Source organism: Salarchaeum sp. III, assembly GCF_036418315.1.
Lineage (GTDB): Archaea > Halobacteriota > Halobacteria > Halobacteriales > Halobacteriaceae > Salarchaeum.
Genome location: NZ_JAZHPG010000027.1, coordinates 259965 through 279051, shown reverse-complemented (window position 1 = coordinate 279051; position 19087 = coordinate 259965). Strand labels below are relative to the sequence as shown.

At 64.2% G+C, this 19087-nt stretch carries 32 protein-coding genes and 1 tRNA gene; 9 read left to right on the top strand and 24 right to left on the bottom strand.

From position 1 onward, the window contains the following. Positions 1-6: 6 nt before the first annotated feature. Entirely contained in the window at positions 7-408 is a 402-nt protein-coding gene (locus tag U3A55_RS12165; RefSeq protein ID WP_330991771.1) for a 30S ribosomal protein S6e, read from the bottom strand. Between the two features lie 84 nt (positions 409-492). Between U3A55_RS12165 and U3A55_RS12160 the strand changes: the two genes are divergently transcribed. The 6 genes from U3A55_RS12160 to U3A55_RS12135 all read left to right on the top strand — a co-directional run bounded on the left by U3A55_RS12160 (position 493) and on the right by U3A55_RS12135 (position 3717). Beyond that, positions 493-762: a hypothetical protein gene (locus U3A55_RS12160; RefSeq protein ID WP_330991770.1), complete on the top strand. Its 270-nt coding sequence runs from the start codon at positions 493-495 to the stop codon at positions 760-762. Between the two features lie 38 nt (positions 763-800). Then, positions 801-2099 carry an MBL fold metallo-hydrolase gene (locus tag U3A55_RS12155; RefSeq protein WP_330991769.1) on the top strand — a complete coding sequence of 433 codons (1299 nt, stop codon included), beginning with the start codon at positions 801-803 and terminating at the stop codon, positions 2097-2099. A gap of 42 nt (positions 2100-2141) precedes the next feature. Next, a complete protein-coding gene (locus tag U3A55_RS12150; protein ID WP_330991768.1) occupies positions 2142-2807 on the top strand; it encodes a DUF7119 family protein in 666 nt (221 codons plus the stop codon). A gap of 45 nt (positions 2808-2852) precedes the next feature. Then, positions 2853-2926: transfer RNA gene (locus U3A55_RS12145), tRNA-Lys, on the top strand. A gap of 245 nt (positions 2927-3171) precedes the next feature. Continuing rightward, entirely contained in the window at positions 3172-3384 is a 213-nt protein-coding gene (locus U3A55_RS12140) for a hypothetical protein (protein ID WP_330991767.1), read from the top strand. 48 nt (positions 3385-3432) lie between these two features. Beyond that, entirely contained in the window at positions 3433-3717 is a 285-nt protein-coding gene (locus tag U3A55_RS12135; RefSeq protein ID WP_330991766.1) for a glutaredoxin family protein, read from the top strand. A 119-nt stretch (positions 3718-3836) separates the two neighbouring features. On the opposite strand, the gene U3A55_RS12130 is transcribed toward U3A55_RS12135, so the two are convergent. Genes U3A55_RS12130 through U3A55_RS12120 form a run of 3 tightly spaced genes read right to left on the bottom strand, consistent with a single transcriptional unit; the run spans position 3837 to position 6617 of the window. Beyond that, positions 3837-5342 (bottom strand): cytochrome b, encoded by a 1506-nt coding sequence (locus U3A55_RS12130; protein ID WP_330991765.1) that lies wholly within the window; start codon positions 5340-5342, stop codon positions 3837-3839. Position 5343: 1 nt separating this feature from the next. Next, entirely contained in the window at positions 5344-6036 is a 693-nt protein-coding gene (locus U3A55_RS12125) for a QcrA and Rieske domain-containing protein (RefSeq protein ID WP_330991764.1), read from the bottom strand. Next, on the bottom strand, positions 6036-6617 hold the full coding sequence (locus U3A55_RS12120) for a hypothetical protein (protein ID WP_330991763.1): 582 nt from the start codon (positions 6615-6617) through the stop codon (positions 6036-6038). The genes U3A55_RS12125 and U3A55_RS12120 overlap by 1 nt, the downstream gene beginning before the upstream one ends. 192 nt (positions 6618-6809) lie before the next feature. Between U3A55_RS12120 and U3A55_RS12115 the strand changes: the two genes are divergently transcribed. Both U3A55_RS12115 and U3A55_RS12110 read left to right on the top strand, forming a co-directional pair. Beyond that, positions 6810-7502, top strand: a complete 693-nt coding sequence (locus tag U3A55_RS12115; protein ID WP_330991762.1) for a plastocyanin/azurin family copper-binding protein — start codon at positions 6810-6812, stop codon at positions 7500-7502. 196 nt (positions 7503-7698) lie between these two features. Then, positions 7699-9036, top strand: coding sequence for a tyrosine-type recombinase/integrase (locus U3A55_RS12110; protein WP_330991761.1), 1338 nt, complete (start codon positions 7699-7701; stop codon positions 9034-9036). Here U3A55_RS12110 and U3A55_RS12105 read toward each other — a convergent pair. Genes U3A55_RS12105 through U3A55_RS12060 form a run of 10 tightly spaced genes read right to left on the bottom strand, consistent with a single transcriptional unit; the run spans position 9000 to position 13248 of the window. After that, entirely contained in the window at positions 9000-9140 is a 141-nt protein-coding gene (locus U3A55_RS12105; RefSeq protein WP_330991760.1) for a hypothetical protein, read from the bottom strand. The two genes, U3A55_RS12110 and U3A55_RS12105, sit on opposite strands and share 37 nt — an antisense overlap. Next, on the bottom strand, positions 9137-10024 hold the full coding sequence (locus U3A55_RS12100; RefSeq protein ID WP_330991759.1) for a MarR family transcriptional regulator: 888 nt from the start codon (positions 10022-10024) through the stop codon (positions 9137-9139). Before U3A55_RS12100 ends, U3A55_RS12105 begins: the two co-directional genes overlap by 4 nt. Continuing rightward, positions 10017-10487: a hypothetical protein gene (locus U3A55_RS12095; protein WP_330991758.1), complete on the bottom strand. Its 471-nt coding sequence runs from the start codon at positions 10485-10487 to the stop codon at positions 10017-10019. The genes U3A55_RS12100 and U3A55_RS12095 overlap by 8 nt, the downstream gene beginning before the upstream one ends. Then, on the bottom strand, positions 10487-10795 hold the full coding sequence (locus U3A55_RS12090) for a hypothetical protein (protein ID WP_330991757.1): 309 nt from the start codon (positions 10793-10795) through the stop codon (positions 10487-10489). Before U3A55_RS12090 ends, U3A55_RS12095 begins: the two co-directional genes overlap by 1 nt. Then, entirely contained in the window at positions 10788-10958 is a 171-nt protein-coding gene (locus U3A55_RS12085) for a hypothetical protein (protein WP_330991756.1), read from the bottom strand. Before U3A55_RS12085 ends, U3A55_RS12090 begins: the two co-directional genes overlap by 8 nt. Continuing rightward, positions 10951-11106, bottom strand: coding sequence for a hypothetical protein (locus U3A55_RS12080; RefSeq protein ID WP_330991755.1), 156 nt, complete (start codon positions 11104-11106; stop codon positions 10951-10953). Before U3A55_RS12080 ends, U3A55_RS12085 begins: the two co-directional genes overlap by 8 nt. After that, positions 11099-11263 carry a hypothetical protein gene (locus tag U3A55_RS12075; RefSeq protein ID WP_330991754.1) on the bottom strand — a complete coding sequence of 55 codons (165 nt, stop codon included), beginning with the start codon at positions 11261-11263 and terminating at the stop codon, positions 11099-11101. Before U3A55_RS12075 ends, U3A55_RS12080 begins: the two co-directional genes overlap by 8 nt. Next, positions 11256-12455 carry a hypothetical protein gene (locus U3A55_RS12070; RefSeq protein WP_330991753.1) on the bottom strand — a complete coding sequence of 400 codons (1200 nt, stop codon included), beginning with the start codon at positions 12453-12455 and terminating at the stop codon, positions 11256-11258. The genes U3A55_RS12075 and U3A55_RS12070 overlap by 8 nt, the downstream gene beginning before the upstream one ends. After that, positions 12455-12802 carry a hypothetical protein gene (locus U3A55_RS12065; protein ID WP_330991752.1) on the bottom strand — a complete coding sequence of 116 codons (348 nt, stop codon included), beginning with the start codon at positions 12800-12802 and terminating at the stop codon, positions 12455-12457. Before U3A55_RS12065 ends, U3A55_RS12070 begins: the two co-directional genes overlap by 1 nt. After that, the gene (locus U3A55_RS12060; RefSeq protein ID WP_330991751.1) at positions 12802-13248 is read right to left on the bottom strand and encodes a hypothetical protein; all 447 of its coding nucleotides are present in this window, start codon (positions 13246-13248) and stop codon (positions 12802-12804) included. The genes U3A55_RS12065 and U3A55_RS12060 overlap by 1 nt, the downstream gene beginning before the upstream one ends. 415 nt (positions 13249-13663) lie before the next feature. Between U3A55_RS12060 and U3A55_RS12055 the strand changes: the two genes are divergently transcribed. Continuing rightward, positions 13664-14017 carry a hypothetical protein gene (locus U3A55_RS12055; protein WP_330991750.1) on the top strand — a complete coding sequence of 118 codons (354 nt, stop codon included), beginning with the start codon at positions 13664-13666 and terminating at the stop codon, positions 14015-14017. Between the two features lie 71 nt (positions 14018-14088). Here the strand turns inward: U3A55_RS12055 and U3A55_RS12050 are convergent, their stop codons facing one another. From U3A55_RS12050 to U3A55_RS12010, 10 genes are all read right to left on the bottom strand, one after another. Continuing rightward, positions 14089-14334, bottom strand: coding sequence for a hypothetical protein (locus U3A55_RS12050; protein WP_330991749.1), 246 nt, complete (start codon positions 14332-14334; stop codon positions 14089-14091). Positions 14335-14414: 80 nt separating this feature from the next. Next, positions 14415-15257, bottom strand: a complete 843-nt coding sequence (locus U3A55_RS15290; protein ID WP_442978311.1) for a S8 family serine peptidase — start codon at positions 15255-15257, stop codon at positions 14415-14417. A gap of 185 nt (positions 15258-15442) precedes the next feature. Beyond that, positions 15443-15709, bottom strand: coding sequence for a hypothetical protein (locus U3A55_RS12045; protein ID WP_330991748.1), 267 nt, complete (start codon positions 15707-15709; stop codon positions 15443-15445). Between the two features lie 81 nt (positions 15710-15790). Further along, a complete protein-coding gene (locus U3A55_RS12040) occupies positions 15791-16843 on the bottom strand; it encodes a Cdc6/Cdc18 family protein (protein ID WP_330991747.1) in 1053 nt (350 codons plus the stop codon). A gap of 84 nt (positions 16844-16927) precedes the next feature. After that, a complete protein-coding gene (locus U3A55_RS12035) occupies positions 16928-17446 on the bottom strand; it encodes a hypothetical protein (RefSeq protein WP_330991746.1) in 519 nt (172 codons plus the stop codon). Between the two features lie 194 nt (positions 17447-17640). Further along, entirely contained in the window at positions 17641-17859 is a 219-nt protein-coding gene (locus U3A55_RS12030) for a hypothetical protein (protein WP_330991745.1), read from the bottom strand. After that, a complete protein-coding gene (locus tag U3A55_RS12025) occupies positions 17859-18194 on the bottom strand; it encodes a hypothetical protein (RefSeq protein WP_330991744.1) in 336 nt (111 codons plus the stop codon). The genes U3A55_RS12030 and U3A55_RS12025 overlap by 1 nt, the downstream gene beginning before the upstream one ends. A gap of 115 nt (positions 18195-18309) precedes the next feature. After that, positions 18310-18606 (bottom strand): hypothetical protein, encoded by a 297-nt coding sequence (locus tag U3A55_RS12020; RefSeq protein WP_330991743.1) that lies wholly within the window; start codon positions 18604-18606, stop codon positions 18310-18312. Then, a complete protein-coding gene (locus U3A55_RS12015; RefSeq protein ID WP_330991742.1) occupies positions 18606-18965 on the bottom strand; it encodes a hypothetical protein in 360 nt (119 codons plus the stop codon). Before U3A55_RS12015 ends, U3A55_RS12020 begins: the two co-directional genes overlap by 1 nt. Then, a complete protein-coding gene (locus U3A55_RS12010) occupies positions 18965-19087 on the bottom strand; it encodes a hypothetical protein (RefSeq protein ID WP_330991741.1) in 123 nt (40 codons plus the stop codon). Before U3A55_RS12010 ends, U3A55_RS12015 begins: the two co-directional genes overlap by 1 nt.

Below are 19087 nucleotides of genomic sequence, written 5' to 3'. Positions count from 1 at the left end.
TCGGGTCTACTCGCTCTCCTCGTCCTCGGCCTCGCCGAGGAGCGAGGCCACGGACTCCTCGCCGTACTCCGTGATTTTGACGTTGAGCTGCGCGGTCTCCTCTGAGACCTCGCGGCCGCGAACGCTCACGCGCTTGCGCTCGCCGTCGCGGCTGGGGTTGAAACCGGGGCCGCCCTTGAGCAGGAGGTCGGCGAGCCCGTTCCCGAGAACGTCGGGGCGCATCGGACGGCCGGCGGCGTCGCTGCCGCCAGTCAGTTCGACCGTGTAGCCGGTCAGTCCCACGGCGTCGCCGTCCACTTCGTCGCCGAGTTCCCGACCGAGGAATCGATTTGCGTCCTGTCCGTCAACTTCGAACTGGTGGCTCTCACCCGCCTCGGGGTCGGCCACCACGACATCGAACGTAGCCATACCCGATAGGAGAGGGAGAGGACCCTAAAACCCGTCGAATACGCGTCCCGAGCGTTGAAGGACGCACGGGACGAATCCTATCATGTGAATCGTGACCGCGTGCGGGGTGCGCTCTCCGAGTTCGGGGGAGGTGACGCCGAACGCCGCGCGGTCGCGCGCGCCGCCGGCGACCTCGCGGACAGCGGTCGGTACGAGGCCGCGACGGGCCGCGAACTCACCGCGGCGGAACTGCTCGAGCACCTCCGGGACGCCCCCGAGGAGTCCGTGGCGAGCCGGTGGAACTGGTGGATGGGCAGCCTCGACCTCGCCTACGGTGGGTTCGGGGAGTTTCAGGTTCGGCGGTGGCGGGCGTAGCGACGAACCCAAACAGTCCCGGACGGTACGCGTACCTAATGGACGTACGGTTCCTCGGGGGTGCACGCGAGGTCGGGCGGAGCGCGATACTCGTCAACGACAGCCTCCTCCTCGACTACGGGATGCTCACCGGGAACCCGCCGCAGTTCCCGCTGGACGCGAGCCCGGACGCCGTCGTCGTCTCGCACGGCCACCTCGACCACGTCGGCGCGCTCCCGAGCCTGCTCTCCGGGGACGACCGCCCGCCGATTCACTGGACGCCGCCGACGCGAGACCTCGCGAATACGCTCGCACGGGACACGCTGAAACTCCACGGCGGGACGCTCGCGTGTCCGTTCACGGAGACGGACGTGCACCGGATGAGCGAGGTGTCGGTGACACACGGCTACAGGGAGCCGTTCGAGGCGGCGGGCCACGAGGTGACGTTCTACAACGCCGGCCACATCCCCGGAAGCGCGCACGTCCTCGTGGACGAAGCGGGACGAAGTCGCGCCGGCAGCCGGACGCAGTCCGGTGACGACGGGGAGACGCGACTGCTCTACACGGGCGACTTCCACACCGACGACACCGACGCGGGCGGCGTGGGCGGACAGCGGCTCGTGGCGGGGTCGACCGCGCGTCCGGACGCGGACGCCGTCATCGTCGAGAGCACGTACAGCGACATCCACCACGACCCGCGCGGCGCGGTCGAAGAGCGGTTCGCGGAGCGCGTCGCGCGCACCGTCTGGGAGGGCGGCACTGTCGTCGTGCCCGCGTTCGCCATCGGCCGCACACAGGAGGTGCTCATGGTGTGCGACGCGTACGACATCGACTGCTACGTCGACGGTATGGGGAAAGACGTGACGCGGAGCGTCCTCCAGTACCCCGAGTTCCTCCGGAACGCGGACGCGCTCCGGCGAGCGAAAGGCCACGCGCGATTCGTCACCGGACGACGGGGCCAGAAGAAACGCATCGCCGAACAGAACACGGTCGTCGTCACCACGTCGGGGATGCTCTCCGGCGGCCCCGCGATGACGTACGTCCCCGAAATCGCCGGTCATCCGCGGAACCTCCTCGCGTTCACCGGCCACCAGGTGGAGGGAACGCCGGGGAGAGAACTGCTCGACACGGGGCAAGCGGAACTCGACGGCCGCCGGATGCGGGTGAGCGCGCGCGTCGAACAGTACGACTTCTCGGCGCACGCCGACCGCGACGGACTGCTTGAGTTCCTCGACGACTACCGGGACGCCGCGGTGCTCGTGAACCACGGCGATAGATGCCGGGCGTTCGCGGACGAACTCCGCGAGGACGGCTGGGACGCCCGGGCGCCCGGGCGCGGCGAGACCGTCAGGGTCTGACGCGACGAACAGACGTTTGTACGGACGACGGCTATACCGGGTATGACCGAGACGCCGGACGACCTCCCGCCGACGGACCGCGAATCACCCGTCGGCGAACCCGTCATCCGGGGGGACGAACGCGTCGTCGGCGACCACGCCGCGAACGCGGTCTCCTTCGACCCAGACGACCCCGAACGCGTCGCCGCCGCCGTCGACGCAGTCCGCGGGTTCGCGAACGGCGACCTGGGCGACGACCACCTCGCGATGCTCCGCGGCGCCGCCGCGTGCGCCGCGCTTGTCCGATCCGAGCAGTCCTACAAGGCCGCCGCCGAACGCGCCGGCGATGACGTGACCGTGCCGTTCGTCCGGAAGTGGGCGCGCGTTCACGACCTCCCGCAGCCCGTGCGCCGGCACGTGGCGCTCGGCCACATCCCGCCAACCGCCGCGAAACACATCGCGCGCGTGGGCGGCGACGCACGCTACCGGCTCGCGTGGGCCGTTCTCGACAACGACCTCACCGTCCGCCAGGTCCGCCAGGTCGCGAGCGACGTGAACGACGGCCGCAGCCTCGACGACGCGCTCCGCGACCACGGCGTCACCCCCGGTGAACTCACCCTCACCCTCCCACCGGACGCCTACCGCGACCTCCGCCGTCGCGCCGCCATGACCGACACCGACACCGGAACTATCGTCGCCAACGCCCTCGACGCATACCTCGACGACTAGCCGGATGGTAAACGTTTAACCACGCCAGCACCCAGATGGGGATGAGGGCCGGTAGCTCAGTTCGGCAGAGCGTCTGGCTTTTAACCAGACGGTCGCGTGTTCAAATCGCGCCCGGCCCGCTTCTGCGACGAACAACGGTGAGGAGTGAAGCGGTCAGCGATTTGGACGCGGCGGGTCGCAGCCGAACGAGTCGAGAGCGAAGCGCTCGCTGACAGCCGAAACGCGCTACGGTTCGGCGACGAAGTGAGGTCGTCTCGCCCAGTTCACATCGCTGGCCGGCCCGCGTCTAGGATAGCCGTTGGTGGGACGGACGTGGTGTCGGTGTTCCGGTAGGGCTTTTGTCGTCGAGTTCGAGGTAGCGGGTATGAACCTCGATATCGGTGTTTTCGAGGACGAGCTCGACGTCCTCGGTGTGGTTGTGGGTGTGCTCGTCGCCTTGATGGGTGTCGGGACGCTCGTCGGGATGCCGTGGCAGTACGCGAACAGCGTGGTCGTTACGGCCGGCCAGATACTCGGTGCGCTATCGGCTATCGTCATCGGGCTGGGGTTGGCGTACTTCGTGCACACGACCGCGTAAGTCTCTGTTTTAGCAAGCGCTAACGGGCGGCGGCGCGTACGCCGGTGTATGTCGGTTCGGGTGACCGTGTACTCGCGGGAGGACTGCCACCTCTGCGAGGACGTCGTCGACACTATCGAGTCGGTTCGTGAACGCGTGCGCGTCGACGTGGATGTGGTGGAGGTGGACGTGGACGATGACCCTGAGCTACGAGAGTCGTACGGCGAGCGCGTTCCGTACGTGTTCGTCGACGGCAAGCCCGCGTTCAAGTACCGCGTGGACGCGGACGAACTCGAATCACGACTCCTCGACGTCGACGAAGACGGTGAGAAGACCGATAACAAGTCCGAGTAGTGCGACGGGAATCGCGTACGCGCCGGCGGCACCGCCAAGTGCGGCGGTGAGGAGGAGGAGTCCGAGAAGTTTTGACCCCGCGTCGAGCGCGCGATACGCCCGAGGGGTCAGCGAGACCATCAGTCGTCCTGGCTCGCCGCGTGTTCGGCAGCCGCCTCGCTCGAGTCCTCGACGCTCTTCCGGCGTTTGCGTCGGGAGAGCAGCACGTACACGATAGCTCCCTCGACGAGCGGCACGCCGATTGTCGCGACCTGGAGCGGGAACGTGATTTCGGCCGTCGTAACCGGTGGCGTCGTGAACACGAACGTGAACAAGCCGCCGAGTACCGGAATCGGAGCCGCCCAGTGGACGAGCCCGTTGACGACCGTCGCGACGGTCGCGTTCATCCCGGCCATCGACAGCATCAGTATGAGCGCGATACTGCCGACGCCGACTGCAGTCGGGAACGGCCGGTCGAGCGGGTCGGCCGTGAAGTGGACCTCGTGCTTCGAGTAGTCGATGAACGGCCAGAGCGCGAGCACGGTCGCGATAACACCGGGAACGATAACGCCCGCGACGAACTCACCGACGGCGATGCCGCCGAGCGCGCTCGAAATCGCGTCGTGGAACGGAATGGCGGGAATGATTTTCAGCACGCCGAACACCCACATGAAGTACCAGTCCGGTCCGACGTTCCCCGGTGTCGTCGTCGGGTCGTTCGGCCCCCAGATTGGGAGGCGCTGAACGGGGAAGAACGCTGCGAGCAGGAACAACACCCCGAACGTCATCAGGAACACCACGATGGTCACCATCGCCTGATTCGGGAACAACGGTGTGCCGACGACGTAACCCTGGTCGTCGTCGTCCGGCCCGCTCGCTGTCTCGTGACGCTCGCCCTTCTGTTCCGTGTGCTTCTGTCGGATCAGCAGGAACATGTGCACGGCGATGAGACCGCCGATGACGAGCGGCACGAGGAAGACGTGCATGAAGAACAATCGCGGGATAACCGTCTCCGCGCCCGCGGGCCACGCACTACCGAACACGAGATACTGGAGTTGCTTGCCGATGAACGGGATCGTTCCAGCGATCTCGTACCCGATACCGGTCGCCGTCGCGCTGTACTCGTCGAACGGCAACGCGTACCCCAGGAATCCCTCGAGGATGCCGAGGAAGATGAGCGCGGTGCCGACGAGCCAGTTCAGCTCGCGGGGATTCCGATAGGAGCCCGCGAAGAACACGCGGAGCATGTGGAGCCCCATCGCGGCGACGAAGAGGAACGCCGCCCAGTGATGAACCATCCGTACCGTCATCCCGAACCGCGTGCCGTACGTTATCTGAAGGACGGACGCGAACGCCGCCGGCACCTCCGTGCCCGCGTACGCCGCGACCCGGCCCGTATACTCGACGGGAACGGTGCTCGGCGTGTAAATCAAGCCGAGGAACGTCCCGGTCAACACGAGAATGACGAACGTGAACAGGCTCACCTCACCGAGGAGGAAGGAACCGTACGCGTCCTCCGGGAACGCCTTCCCGAGGAACGTATCCCCGAGGTCCAGGCGGTCGTCGAGCCAGCGGTAGACGCGGCTCGGGTTCTCGTCCTCCGACGCCGTCCCCTCCGCGGGTTGCTGGTCTGTCTCCGTGCTCATATCACTCTCCGCCTCCCGCCCCAATGGGCGCCTCGAAGTGACCGGTCGCCATCAGGAGGTCTCCTTCCTCCGTCACGCCGATCGGGAGCTGGGGGAGCGGCCGCGGTGCCGGACCACCCACGACCTCACACCCGTTCAGGGGGTCGAACACACTCTGATGGCACGGACAGAGGAACTGCTGCCCGTCACGCTGACTCACCTGGCAGCCCGCATGCGTGCACACCTTCGAGTACGCCGCGTACCCCTCGACCGTCCCGTCGACGTTCGTCGGTTCGCTGTACTGGCCGTCCTCGAACCGAACGAGGAGCGTCGCCGTCTGGCCCGCCCCAGTGAGAGCCCCGCCGCCCTCCGCTTCGGGGAACACAGTCATCGAGTCCCCGCTCCCCGCCTGAATCGCGTCTATACCGAGGGGGTTGCCTTCCTGGTCGACGAGACGCGTTCCACTCACGTACATCGTCTCATACGTGAGCGAAGAACCGGCGTCCGTAACAGCCGCGGAATCGAGACCGGTGAGCGCGTTCACCGTGAACGCCCCGATAGCCGCCGACCCGGCGATACCCGCGAAGAGCTTCGCCGCGTTCCGTCGCGTCTCGACGAGCGCATCGCGTTCGCCGACCTGCTCGGGTTCCGGCTCCGGCTCCGACTCCGGTTCCTGTTCCGCATCCGCCGTCGTGGTGTCGTCGTTGGTGGACATTAGTGGTCGCGTTCCTCCGCAACATCGATGCTTGGGATGAAGTACGTGTAGTAGAGCAACACCGTCTCCGCGAGACACACGCACAACAATGCCCCGTAGAATCCGAGGAACTGGTGGCGGGCCGCGCCGAACACTTCGCTCGCGAACAACGCCGCGAAGATAACGGTCGCGAACGTGAACCCGCCGACGAGCCACACGCCGGTCAAGTTCGCCTTCGCAGGCCAGTACGCGACGACGCTCCGGTACTCGGATTCGAGATACCCGGGGATGTCGAGGTCTGTTCCATCGGTCGGTTCGATTGGCTCACCCGAACGCCCTACGCGGTGCGCGAACCGAATGCTCGCGAAGAGCATCCCGAACAGTCCGAACAGACCCAGCCAGGTCACCACGCCCGCGACGTTGACGTTAATCTCGGTCGGCGCGTCGATGAAGTACCCGGTCGGGTTCAGCGAACTGTTCGGCGCCGGCTGGAGAGCGATCTCCTCGCCCCCCGCGTGGCCGCCGCTCGCCAGAGCGACGAACCACATCGGCACCAGTACGGCGCTGATGAGCAGTACGATGACAGCGGTTTCCCGTCTCATATCAAGCTTCGTGTCCATGACGCCGCCCGGAAACCGGACGACAGTCGATAGTTGGACTTCTAGTGGGGAAATTGGGAGAGACATACATCGTTGTTTCGGTTACGACGAACGTGAGACGGCCGCCCAACCGAAACCACTTCAACACTCCCCGCCCCAAACCCAACTAGAACGGTCCACACGGACACACTAATCATGAACAGGAGGGAATTCCTCGCGGGCACGGCCGGGACGAGCGCACTCGCGCTCACCAGCACCACGGCCACCGCCCAAGAAGACGGCGAAGGCAGCGACCCGCGGCAAGGAAGCGGCACCGAAGACGACCCGTACGTCGTCGAGATGCACACCGAGAGCAGCGAATACTACTTCGACCCCGTCGGCCTCCACATCGAACCCGGCGACACCGTCCAGTGGGTGAACGCGTCCGGCGACCACAGCGCGACCTCCTACACCACGGACAACCCGAGCGCGTCCGTCCGCCGCATCCCCGAAGGCGCCGCAAGCTGGAACAGCGGCACGCTCACCGAGGACGGCGCGACCTTCACACACACCTTCGAAACAGCGGGCACATACGACTACTACTGCGTCCCACACAAAACGCTCGGCATGGTCGCCCGCCTCGTCGTCGGCGAACCCGGCGGACCCGCCACCGAAGGCTCCATCCCGGACAGCGTCGGCTCCGGCGTCGTCCCCGACTCCGAAACCATCGTCGAAGAACAAGCGCTCTCCTACCCCTTCATCCCGAACACCGGCTCCGGCTCCCTCCCCGGACTCGCCATCGGCGCACTCACCCTCTTCGGGCTCGGGAACGCCTACATGCTCAGCGAATACGACATCCTCTCCGGCCGCTACGAGAACTCTGACGACACCCAGACCGGCCTCGAATAACCACTCCGTCTCACGACCCGTCTCCGCACACACTCTCCCCCCGGGTTCACGCTTCGAAAACTACCGCGTAGCGTCGCCACTCAACAGTACGTGCAAACACGACTACAGTGAGTTACCGACTCACGAACTCAGTTAGAAAAGCCAAGGGCCGGAAGCCGAGTGGGTCTTTACAAATCCAGCCCGTTTCGGGGGTGGTATGACGGACGCCGACCCCCGCCACCAGGTCGATGTGCTCCGCCGGAAGCTCGACTCCGGCGAACAGTACGTCCAGTACGAACGAGATCGGGACTTGCTGCTGCGTATGTCTGATCATATCTTTCTCGTGCCGAGCGAAATCGGCGACCATCGTCATCTGAAACTCCTCCGCCACAACGTCCGAATCGCCACGCTCGCCCAACCCCCGAAACCCAGCGACTTCGAGGACGTCCCCGGGGAGACGGTCTACGACGAGGACGAAATCGAAGCCCTCCTGGCGGAAAACGGACTCCTCGGACTCGCCCTCGAGGAGCGTGGGGCAGCCCAGGCGCTCGTCCGCTGGATTCATCAAGAGTACTCGAACGAGCACACGAATCAGGACTACCGGACGGCGCTGCGGTCGTTCGGCCGGTACCTCTTCCAGATGGACGAACCGCCCGAGAGCCTGGAGTGGATTCCGACCGGCACGTCGAACGATTTCGACCCGGTGCCGTCCGAGCGCGACCTCCTGCTCTGGGAGTCCGAGGTCCGCCCCATGATAGAGAGTGTGCAGAACCCGCGGGACGCCGCGCTCATCGCCCTCCAGTTTGAGGGCGGGCTCCGCGGTGGAGAGCTCTACGACCTCCAGGTCCGCGACATCTTCACCGCTGAACACACGACCGGCGTCCAGGTCGACGGGAAACGCGGGGAGCGAACAGTCCACTTGCTCGTCGCTATCCCGTGGGTTCAGCGGTGGCTGACTGCACACCCGGGCGGTCCTGAGGACTATCTCTGGTCGAAACTCTCGACTTCCGAACGGCCGTCCTATTCCGGGTTTCTCGACATCTTCAAGCGCGCTGCCAGCCGTATCGACGTCTCGAAGGACGCGACTCCTACGAACTTCCGGAAGTCGAACACGCGCTGGCTCATCATCCGCGGCATGGATCCCTCGAAGATTGAGGATCGGCAAGGTCGGAAGCGGGGGAGTGAGCATACGGCGCGCTATAACGCGAAGTGGGGTGACGAGTCGCTCGAGAAGAGTTACGCCCAGCTCCACGGGAAGGACGTTGAGGTCGAGGACGACCACGATGAGGCGGCGCCGGTGCCGTGTCCGCGCTGCGGGAAGGACACGCCGGGGGACGGGGACTGGTGCATTCACTGCAATCAGGCGTTGGACATGGACGCTCGCGATCTCGTTGAGCGGGTGACCGAGCTCTTCGACGAGCGCGCCATCGAGGAGGATGACCCCGCTGTTCGCGAGGACTTGGTGACGGCGCGGCGGACGGTCGAGTCCCAGCCGTCGATGATGGAGCGCGACGAGCTTCATGAGTTGGCGGCCTCGCTGGATTCGAGCACCTGAGCGCAGACGTCGCCGAGGATGTCGCCGTCGTAGTGGTCGCGAAGCCGCTCGAAGGCGGCCTGCTGTTCGTCTGAAAGGCCGTTGGTGTCGGTGCTCGTGCTCATGGGTGTCCTCCAGAATTGGTGATGTCGCGAATCTGTCCGTAGCAGTCGGTGTGGACGAGGACGACGCGCGCTCGGCCAGGCGTGAGGTCGAGCTGGGTAGCGACCTCACCGAGCGTTTCGTTCTCCTCGGCGGCAGCCTCGATATCGTCGACTGTGACGCCATCCGGGAGGTCGGTGTCAGGACTGGCGGTGTCTTCGTCGACGGCCGCGGAGACGTCGGTGACCTCGAGGTCGGTCGCGGAGGCGTCCGTGCTGTTACCCCCAGTGGACGCGTCCTCGTCGCCCTCGTCGTCACGGTCGTCGGTGTCGGTGAGGGAGTAGAGTTTCCGGCGGCCGTCCTCGGGATCCTGCCGGGCAGTGATGCGGCCCTCCTGTTTGAGTTCTCGGAGGACGCGGTGAACGGCAGCGGTCGTCACGTCAAGGGGGGACGCAATCTCTTTCGAGGGCAGCTCTCCCTTCTGGTCGAGTGCATCGATGACGTGGTCTGCGGTTGTTTTCCGAGCGGTCTCGTCGGCCGTGTCGGGGGTGGAGTCTGACGCCGTGTCGGTAGCGTCATCGTCAGTCGACGTGGTGGAGGACGTCTCTGCAGGCCGTGCCTCTGAAAGCGCGGGTTCTGTTGCGTCCTCCTGGCCGGTCGACTCCGTGGCCCCGATTTCGCGTGGGTCGGGGAGGTCCATTTCGGCGAGGTCCTCGCACAGCCGCTGGGTTGCCTCGACGAGTCGCTGGAACTTCTCGGGGTCTGGGGCGCCACGACCGCCGGCGGCGACCCACTGCAGTTCGTCGACGAGGTCGTCGAGTTCGAGCGCGTTCTCCCGGACCTGACGGGCGTACTCGCGGGCCTCTCGGTATTCGTTCATCTGCGCGACACGGTCGGGGTTACTCATCGTCATCACCTGTGAGGCCGGGGAAGCAGTGGCGGCATCCCCGGTAGAAGATGGTCGCACGCGGGTGGAGGGCTGTCCAGGTGCGGTCGGTCACGGGCTGGGCGGCGCACGCGGGTTCGGGGTCGTCTTCGGTGGCGTCGGGGTCGAGGCGATGCTTGACCGTCGTGGAGGGGCCGCGGAGGACAACGTGGATGTCGACGTCGTCGGGCGTGGTGCCGCCGAAGACGTTGTGGTGACCGCGGCGCAGACAGTTCAGACAGAACTCCACGTCGTCGAGGTCGCCGACGGTCATCGGGTCGAGGTCGGTGACGGTGTGGACGTTGCACGCGGCCTCGACAGGGTCGGTGGTGGCGAGGAGGTGTGCGCGGGCGTCCTCCAGGTCGGGGAGCACACCGACGGGGGTGTCGTCATCGATGTCGGTGTGCGCGACCGCGTCGTCGACATCGAACGATTTCGCCGCCATCACGCACCACCCTCCGAAGCGTCAGTGGTGGACTTCTCGCAGTCAAGCGCGGTCTCGAACCAGCGGACATCGTCGGCGACGTGCTCGACGTGCGCCTCGAACTCCTCGCGGCACTCTGGCTCGAAGTCGGGTGAGCAACTCGTGTGGTCGATTGTCTCGCCGACCGGACGCGTCGCAACGCCGATCACCGTGCTCGGATAGTGTTGCTTTATCTGGCGTTTCTCGCCGAAGGAGACCGTACTCGCGCTCCGAACGTCGTTGGAGTCGTCCCAGCGGTAGAGGAAGACGGCGAGATAGTCGTTACTCATCGGTATCACCCGAGAGGAAGCATTTCGCGCACGGAAGCCCCGTACTCGAGTTCGGGCCGGGACAGCCCGGCGTGCCGTGCTGGCAGCTGGTCGTCTGGTCGCCGACACCGGCGTTCGTGTGTCCGGCGGACGCGATGCTCGCGTTGTAGAATCGGTCAGTCATCGTCGTCACCTCTGTCGTTGAAAATTTGGACTTCAGTTGCGCCGGCAAGCACGGCTCCGGCCGCGCAGTGGATGGCGTCGTACTCCGCGGTGTCCTCGTTCTCGGGCGTCCACTCGCGCCCGTCTATTCGGACTCGGACGTCAGTCATCGCGACCACCGTCCGTGGGGACGAGGTAGCGCGCGGTGATGACGCCGTGCTCGTCGAGGTCGCCGAACGTCGAAACCGTAACACCGACCGCAGCGTCCGGAATGTCGACGGTCTCGTCCGCGCTGAACGTCGTCGAGGCGAACTCGTACTCAGTCATCGCGGTAGTCACCTCCGGCGCGGAAGATGCCGCCGTCGACGGTCGTCTGCCCGCTCGGTTTACCGCCGTCGAGCGCGGTCTGTTCGACGCCCCACTCGCCGTCCGTGTCGGGCACCTCGTAGTCGTCCTCGAGGCGTGGGTCGTCCTTGGCGGGGACGATGTCGAGGGTGTGGTCGCTGACACGGTAGACACGCACGTCGTCGCCAGGGTTGAGGCCGAGTTCGTGGGTGACGAACTGGCCGATGGCGAGGTCGCCGTTCGCCTGGGCTTCAGGCCGTGTGTCGTAGGCATCAGGGCGGTCGTGGGTGGTGACGCGGAGAGTGCGCTCGTCGGGCTTCATGGCCGCGAACTCGGTGCCGGGGGTGAATCCGAGCGTGCCGACGTTGATACTGCAGCCGCGCGAGCGCACCCGGTACGTGCCCTCGTAGCCGTCGCCCGTCGGGTTCGTGTACTTCGACCCGCTGCCGTCGGTGATAGCGCGCCGGCGCTTGTTCAGCTGGTTCGCGTTCTCGAAGCAGTTCGTGCAGAACCGGAGATCGAAACGGTCTGCGATGTCTTCGGGGCTGTCGGCGTTGACTCGCTGCCAGTTAGACTCGGGCGGAAGGCGCTGTCCGCACTTTGGGTGGTGTTCGTAGTCGTGGGCGTCACCGGCCCACTCATCGCGCTCGTGGACGGTTCCAGACTGAGAGGCGACGAACCGGCAGTCCAAGCTCAACCCGCCGTCAGCGACGAGCTGGCCGTGGCCGCACTCGGAACAGTACACACCAGTCCCTTCGTCGATCTCCTCGGGAAGACTCGCCCCACACTCGCTGCACGTCCCTCCATCAGCGACGGCGAGAGGGACATCCTCGGGGACGAGGTCGGTTCGCACCTTGTGGCCGTCATCGGTCGCGATGACCGGATGGCGAACCTCGTGGTCGCAACCTGAACAGGCCGCAATGTAGACAGCGTTCTCAACGCGTGCCGTGCCGAGCGAGTTCTCGCCACAATTCGGGCAGTCCGCGAGCGCAAGTACCGAGTCGCGGTCGACCTCGCTGGGGTCAGCCCGTTCGAGACCGCCGTCGGCGACGGGTGGCGTTCCGAACTTGACGTCGTGGTGTTCTTTCTGGGCGTGTTCCTCCATTTCGTCGGTGACCTCGATGTGGTCGCCGGAGGTGTCCCAGCTGCAGTCGGTGCAGTACGCTTCGGGCATCATCGACCACCTCCGCGGGTGACCGGTCCCGGGCCGTTGAGCGCGACGTTCCTCGCGCCGGACGGCACTGGCGGACTGGGCGTGCACGGGTGGGTGGCGAGCTCGTCGAGCGAGTCGTGGACGGTCTGACAGAGGTCGCATTTGTGCGGCCCTTCCAGGTCGAGGTACGCGCCGGTGCCGTCGGTGACGAGCGGCGCCGGCCCGCGCTCGTCGTCCTCGTCGTCGACGCCGGCGTCGTCCGCCTCGGGACAGTCGTGGTTTTCGAGCTCGTCGCGGTCGTCGAACTCGGTGTTGCACATCCGGCAGTGGTAGTCGACGCGGGCGAGCGAGCGGTGGATGTCCGCCATCAGGCGTCACCTCGGGAGATGTGGGCGTGGCCGAGTGTCTCGATCTCCGCGATGCCGGCGATGTGCTGGTAGTCGCGGTCGCCGTGGATGGTCGCTGCGCCTTCGAGGACGAGTTCTTCGCTGTCTGGGTCGTCGCCGTTGGTCTTGCGGGTGTATCGGATGCGGGCGTGGTCGTACTCGCGGCCGTTCCGGCACGTCCCGAGGTCGCCACGGGTGGTGGCGACTGTCGCGCGCACTCGGATGTGGCCGGGGTAGTGGAGTTCGTCGCCGTCCGGCGTGAGTTCAGTGCGTTCCGGCTGGGCGTTCGCTTGCACGTCTTCGACGATGACTTCGATGTCGCGGTCGTCGTCGAGGGCGAGCCGGAGCTCCTGGGTGACGGCGATGTCGCGTGGATGCAGGTGGTCGGTGGTCGGGTCGGTGATGGCGCGCGCGGTGCTCTGCGACATTTAGAGACCACCCTGTTTTTGCGCCGGGACGGCGTACTGTCCAACTGGGCGAACCCTCTGGCCTGAACAACCGTTCGTCCCTTTTCCGACAACTGCCGGACGCTGTTTCTCGTGAGAACTATCGCTCCGCAGAGTGCTCACCGGCCGCTCCGTGCGGCCATTCGATTCGACTGGCTCATTGGGCGTATTCTTATTACGCCCGCTGTTTTCGTTCGACATGGCTTCTGAAATCCCAGGGTAGGGAGGTAGGAAGCCGCGTCCGAGGTGTCTCAGCACCTCGGGCATTCCTTATGCCCGCGAGGACCACGGCTTCCACTCTCAACGATGGAGCCCGAGCACTTAATGATACCGCTGGTTAGGTGGCGCGGCTGGGTTGCCGGTGGTTCTTTATCCCATCATACCGTTGGTAACATATATGCCTGCGACGTTGCCCGAACCGATGCGACTGCAGATGCCCACCGACCGCCTCATCCTCGAAACACTCCTCGAGGGGCGGAACCTCGCGGCCAACATCGCCGCCCGAATCGACCGCAGTCGCAACTACATCAACCAGCGCATGGGCCAGCTCACCGACTACGGCCTCGTCGACAAAGTCGGCCCCGTCGAAGGAACCGGCCTCTACGAACTCACCCCGAAGGGCGGCGCCGTCCTCGTCCTCGCCGACCAGTACGACGAGGCCGACGACTTCGATGCGCTCGTCGAGAAACGCACTCCCAACATCGAAATCCGGCCGCCACAGCTGGTCGACCACAGTTCCGAATCGGAGTAGTTGCATCACGGGCATCATCGCGCTCTCTTCTACTGTTCCCCGCTCCATATACAGGGGGTGGATTTCCGACCCTATCCGCGGCGTTGGAGTTGTGCGATGACGTCCCCCATCCAGTCCGGGATGTCGACATCGGCGAGCGTGCCGTGCCGCCAGGTGGTGATCGGGTCGATGCCGCCGTTCCGGTCGACGTCGAGCTTCCAGCGGCGGCCGTCCTCGCTGGTGACATCGATACGCTGACCGCCCCCTGGGAGGGGTTTTACGAGTTCGATTTCCACGTCGGTGCCGTCGAACGTCGACATCTCAAGCGTCTGCGGCATACAAGGGACGGGACGGCAGGAGAGAGTGTAAAGAGGGGGTGTACTTCCGACCCCAAGAGAACCGGGGGCGGTTGGTGATGCTATCGTTGGAGAAGATGTAAGAGTTCGAGAGAGTTGAATTTCCGGAATTGGGTAGACCCGACTGTCGATGAGATTTGGGAGAATTCTCTCTTAATTTCGCTGGTCGTTGGTAGTGGCTGGGATCCATGGAGCTCGCCAAGAATAGCGGTGAGAGCACCGGAAACGATAGCGGCTGAAAAGCTAGTCCCAATATCCATTTTCGGCTCTCTATCCGCAGTCACCTGAACCATGGTTCCTGGTGCGAAAACATCAATATCGCCTTCGTTAGAGGGGTTTCCAGCCCATAGCTGTTCAGTACGGTGGGTTTCGCAGGACTGAGATCCGAAACACTTCGTCCCTCCACAATAGCGCTTTGTCGGAGCCCATTCTTCAGTACCATCACCGGCGTACGGGACTCTGTAACTCCCCGGCGGGTCTGCAGTGTGGACTGGTCGATTCATTCCTCGGCCGCTTAGCTGGACTTCGTTGGTGCAGAGAGCTTCGTAGACACCGACGCTGATAGTTTCGGGAGTGCGCGCCGGACAATAGAGTCCTTCATCGGGATCCATCGTGTTCCCCGCACCAGCTACAATTTGAATCCCATCCGATTCGACATCTCGAACAGCTTCACAGATTCGACAACGCCCCCGGCAGTCATCGTGATGAATTCCCGCCGAAGAATTGATGATGTCCACATGGTTTGAACGCGCTGCGTCAAGCGCCTTTAGATAATTGCTCGGCCGGAAGTTCCGATCTTCGGCAACTACGCGATAGAGATTGAAGACCGCATCTGGTGCGAAGAAGTTGATGCCAGCTGCTACTTGACTACCATGACCGGTCGTATCTGGCGTCGAACTGGCGATAAAGTTCCGCTGCTCATCCGCCGTTATCTCCCAGTCAGACGGGAATTGATAGGCAGAATCAATAATCCCGATCGAGATAAACTCGCCAGATGATTGATCGGGCGGAAGGTGGTTAATTTCGGTCGCGTGTCGGGTAAAGACCCACTTTCGAAAGTGGTCGGGATTTTCTACACCGGCAGGAGGCTTCAGTTTCCCGAGAGAGTCTCCATACCTTCGTCGAGCTCCACGCTCTCAACAGAGGGCGTATTGCAGAGGCTGTCAACTTGGGGCTCCGAAAGAACGACCACGAGACTGTCGAAGGGGAGCTCTTCCACAACCTCCCCGTTAAGTTCTCGAACCCGCTCGACCACATCTTGAGTGGCTCCACGAACCCCTACAAGGAGGCGGATTTCCTCACCTCGCTCAGGGTTTTCGCGGATTTCAGCCACCTTACGATGGACGTAGCGGGGCATCACATCAGGACATACGGCACCAAACAGAATAAGTTTCCGGCTCTGACACCTCCCCCGTCTTCATACCAATTCTCGCTGTCGTCAGTATGCGGTCCGAATCTCAACGCGGGGGCGGACAGATTCATCTAAGACTACGTACGTTCGGTCGTGATCGGGGCCGGTGTGCTCGACCAGGTCGTACTCGCGGAGCTTCGCGAGCTTCGTCCGCCGCGCCCGCCTCGAGACTGGCGTCAACTCTTGGCCTCCGTATAGCGTCTCCGAGAGCGAATCGTAGCGGCGATGCAGCTCGTCCGACCCAATTGGCGCCCCCTCGTGAATAATCGCGTATAGCACCTGGTGGTGGTAGGGGAGGCTGCGGAGGTTCATCCGGCGGATACGCTGACGCGCATGGCTGAAGCAGTCGTCGACGTCCGCATCTCGAATCGCGCCGCCATGTCGATCTTCCGCGAGCAGCGCCGCCGACCGGAGACTCTGAATGCCACGGCGCGCGACACCGGAGACCTCGTCGGCGATCCACCGGAGCTGGTCAAGTGAGACTGCGCCCCGAGTGAGCCCTTCGCGAGCACGGGCATGGAGGATGTCCGCGAGTTCGTCGACGGAGAACCGGTCGACCTCCTGGTGGGCGCCAATCGACTGGCGGAAGCCATCGTCGACGCGGGCGAGCCACTCCTCTGCGTTGTGGCAAATCGCCACCACCGACACGTGCGGGAGACTGGCGACGAGTTCGGGAATCTGTTTCTCGGGGAGGTCATCAGCCTCGTCGAGCACGAGCACGTAGGGCTGGGTGACGACGTCCTGGACGGTCTCGACGAGCTCGTCGAGCGGCGTGCCGCGGTGGACATCCACGGGCTGGGGGTAGGCGTCGAGAGCATCGCGAAGGATGGTAGCCGTCGTCGAACCGAGGCAGTCGATGTGCGCGTAATGGACGTCGGCGTGCGTCTGGAGTTCGGTGAGAGTGTGGCGTGCGAGGACGGTCTTCCCGACGCCGCTGGGGCCGGAGAGAAGGACGTCGTCGGCGCGCTCGCCCTGCCGGGCGGGCTCGAAGGCGTTCGCGAGCACGCGCTTCGCGCCTTCCCGGTGTTTGAGTTCCCGCGGGAGATGTTCGTCCTCGAAGACCCGTGGGTCGGTTATCATATCAGGCGGTGAGGTGGTCTGGTGATAAAAAGGCCCCCTGCAATTCCGGCCCGCCACACCTGTGTTGACAGTCGGAATTATAATTTAAGACAGTTGTTTGCGGCCAATTTCGGTGATTTCGGCACTTCTGTAACCTGCGTCTCCAATTCCCACCTGACTATTCGTCTCTACCCAGCCGGCCGTTTTCAGAATGTATAGATTGAGGTCAATCTTTGTTTCCGAGGCATCAAAGTCGGCAAGGATTTGGTCGCGCTCAACGGCAGGCCGACTTGGGCTTTCGAGATAATAGTCGTGGAGATAGTCTATAAGTTCTTCTTGAAAGTCCTCGTCGACGGGAACGTCGTCGCGTATTTCATCCACTCGCTCAATACCCTCGTGGGAGAGTAGGTCGCTGTTCTTCGTCGGTCGCTCACTTACGTAACGGTCTTTGAATAGTTGCCAGACATCTTGTGCTTCCCGGCTGTCAACGTTCAGGATGTCCTCAATTTGCTGAACCGCGTGTCCAGCGCTAATATAGAATGTGTGGGGTTGTGGGTCGATGAATTCGTCGTAAAGGTGTTCAAGAACTTTATCGAGTTGTTGCTGTCGGTCAGTCGGAGTCATCAGGTGATAGTAATATTTTCTGTGACAAAGTTCTGGCGCAGACTTTGAACAGAAATTGGGATCGGCAAAAAGCCAGTAAGCACACTCACCTAACGGATGTTTCAAGGGAGGGTATTGAACAATAGAACTTCAACTGGAGCTTCCGGTCCTCCAAGAAAACTTGATGATCCGCGGCCCCACTCCCGAAGAGTAGCCTACTCGCTCATCATCGCACCCGCGTACCACCGACTATGCGCGAACCGATTCGGACACTCAGCGTCGTGCGGGATATCGTCGATGTTCACGTGGACGGCGCCACACTCCAGGCACTCGATTTCACCCGTCGGCTCGCCCTTCGCGAAGCCGTCGACGCTGACTGGGGTGTCGCTCTCGACGATTCGAAAATGAGTCTCGGGGTCGGCGAAGGACAACATCAGTCCTGCCCTCCGTGGGTCACCGCGAGGCGGTCCTCGAGCACGGGGTCGATGCGTCCCTGGTAGCCCGCGGGGAGCTGGGCGGCGCCGATGGCGAGCCGCACCCGGCGGAGGTGCTTGCAGCCGTGTTCGGGGTCGCGGTACTGGGCGTCGCCGCACTCGCACGCGCCGAGGTCGGGCTCGACGCGATACCGGCTCCCGTCCTCCGAGTAGACGTCGTAGAGGCCGGGGGCTGGTTCGTGGACGACCATGCACTCGCCGGCGGCGCGGACGGTGCGCTCCGTCCAGGGGAGGCGGTCGACTTCTGCGGACGTAGTGGGGTGGGCGGAGCTCATAGCTGGAGTTCCTCCGGGTTCACGCAGGCAATCCACGCGCCCGATGTCATCGCTTCGGTGCGGGTGTCGGCGTCAGCGATGACGAGCCGGCCGTCGCCGACAAACGTGTTCGGCATTAGGTCTCCCCCCGCTGGCCGACGCTCTCGCCGTCGTGGTCGAGCACCCACTCGCCGACGGCACCATACTCCTCGGGCGGGCCGTTGATGGACGCCGACATGTATGTGGTTCCGGTCCGCGGCTCAAGTCGGAACTCGATGCCGTAGTCCGTGACTGTCGCTCTGTCGAACCGAACGTTCGTCGTGACGCCGTCCGGGCCGTCCAGTACGAGGAGCGGTTCGCCGTGGCGGTTCCGGCCGACGGCGATTCGGGTATCGCCGTCGACCTCGTGTTCGGCGAATGCGTTGAACGTCATCACTTGCCCTCCTGGAGTGGTTCGCCGGCATCATCGGGGAGGTCGTCAAGCCGGAGTCCACCCGGCCCATCGCCCTCGCGCTCGTGAATCGGCTGCACCAACTCCAACCGACTCCGCGGGAACGCATAGCTCTTCGACGGATCCAGCTTCGTCTGTGTCCGGTCGACGTAGCAGACTTCGACGACCGGGTCGTCGCCGGGGTAGTCGGGATTGTAGTCGGCGACGGTCTGGCCGTCTCGGATTGCGTGGTTCGCGGCGGTCTCAGTCGGGAGTTTGGTGACGAGGAGGAGCTGGTTGTCGTCGCTCTCCTGGTCGTGGACGTGGTCGCCGACGTGCAGCTGGGGCTGGTCGTCGGTCATCACACACCACCGTCGTGGAGTTCAGCGAGGAGGCTGTTGCACCAGTCGACAGTTGAGTCGTCACCGCGGTGGAGTGCATCGTCGCGCGTCCGCCGAATCTGTTCGATGTCGAAGTCACTCAT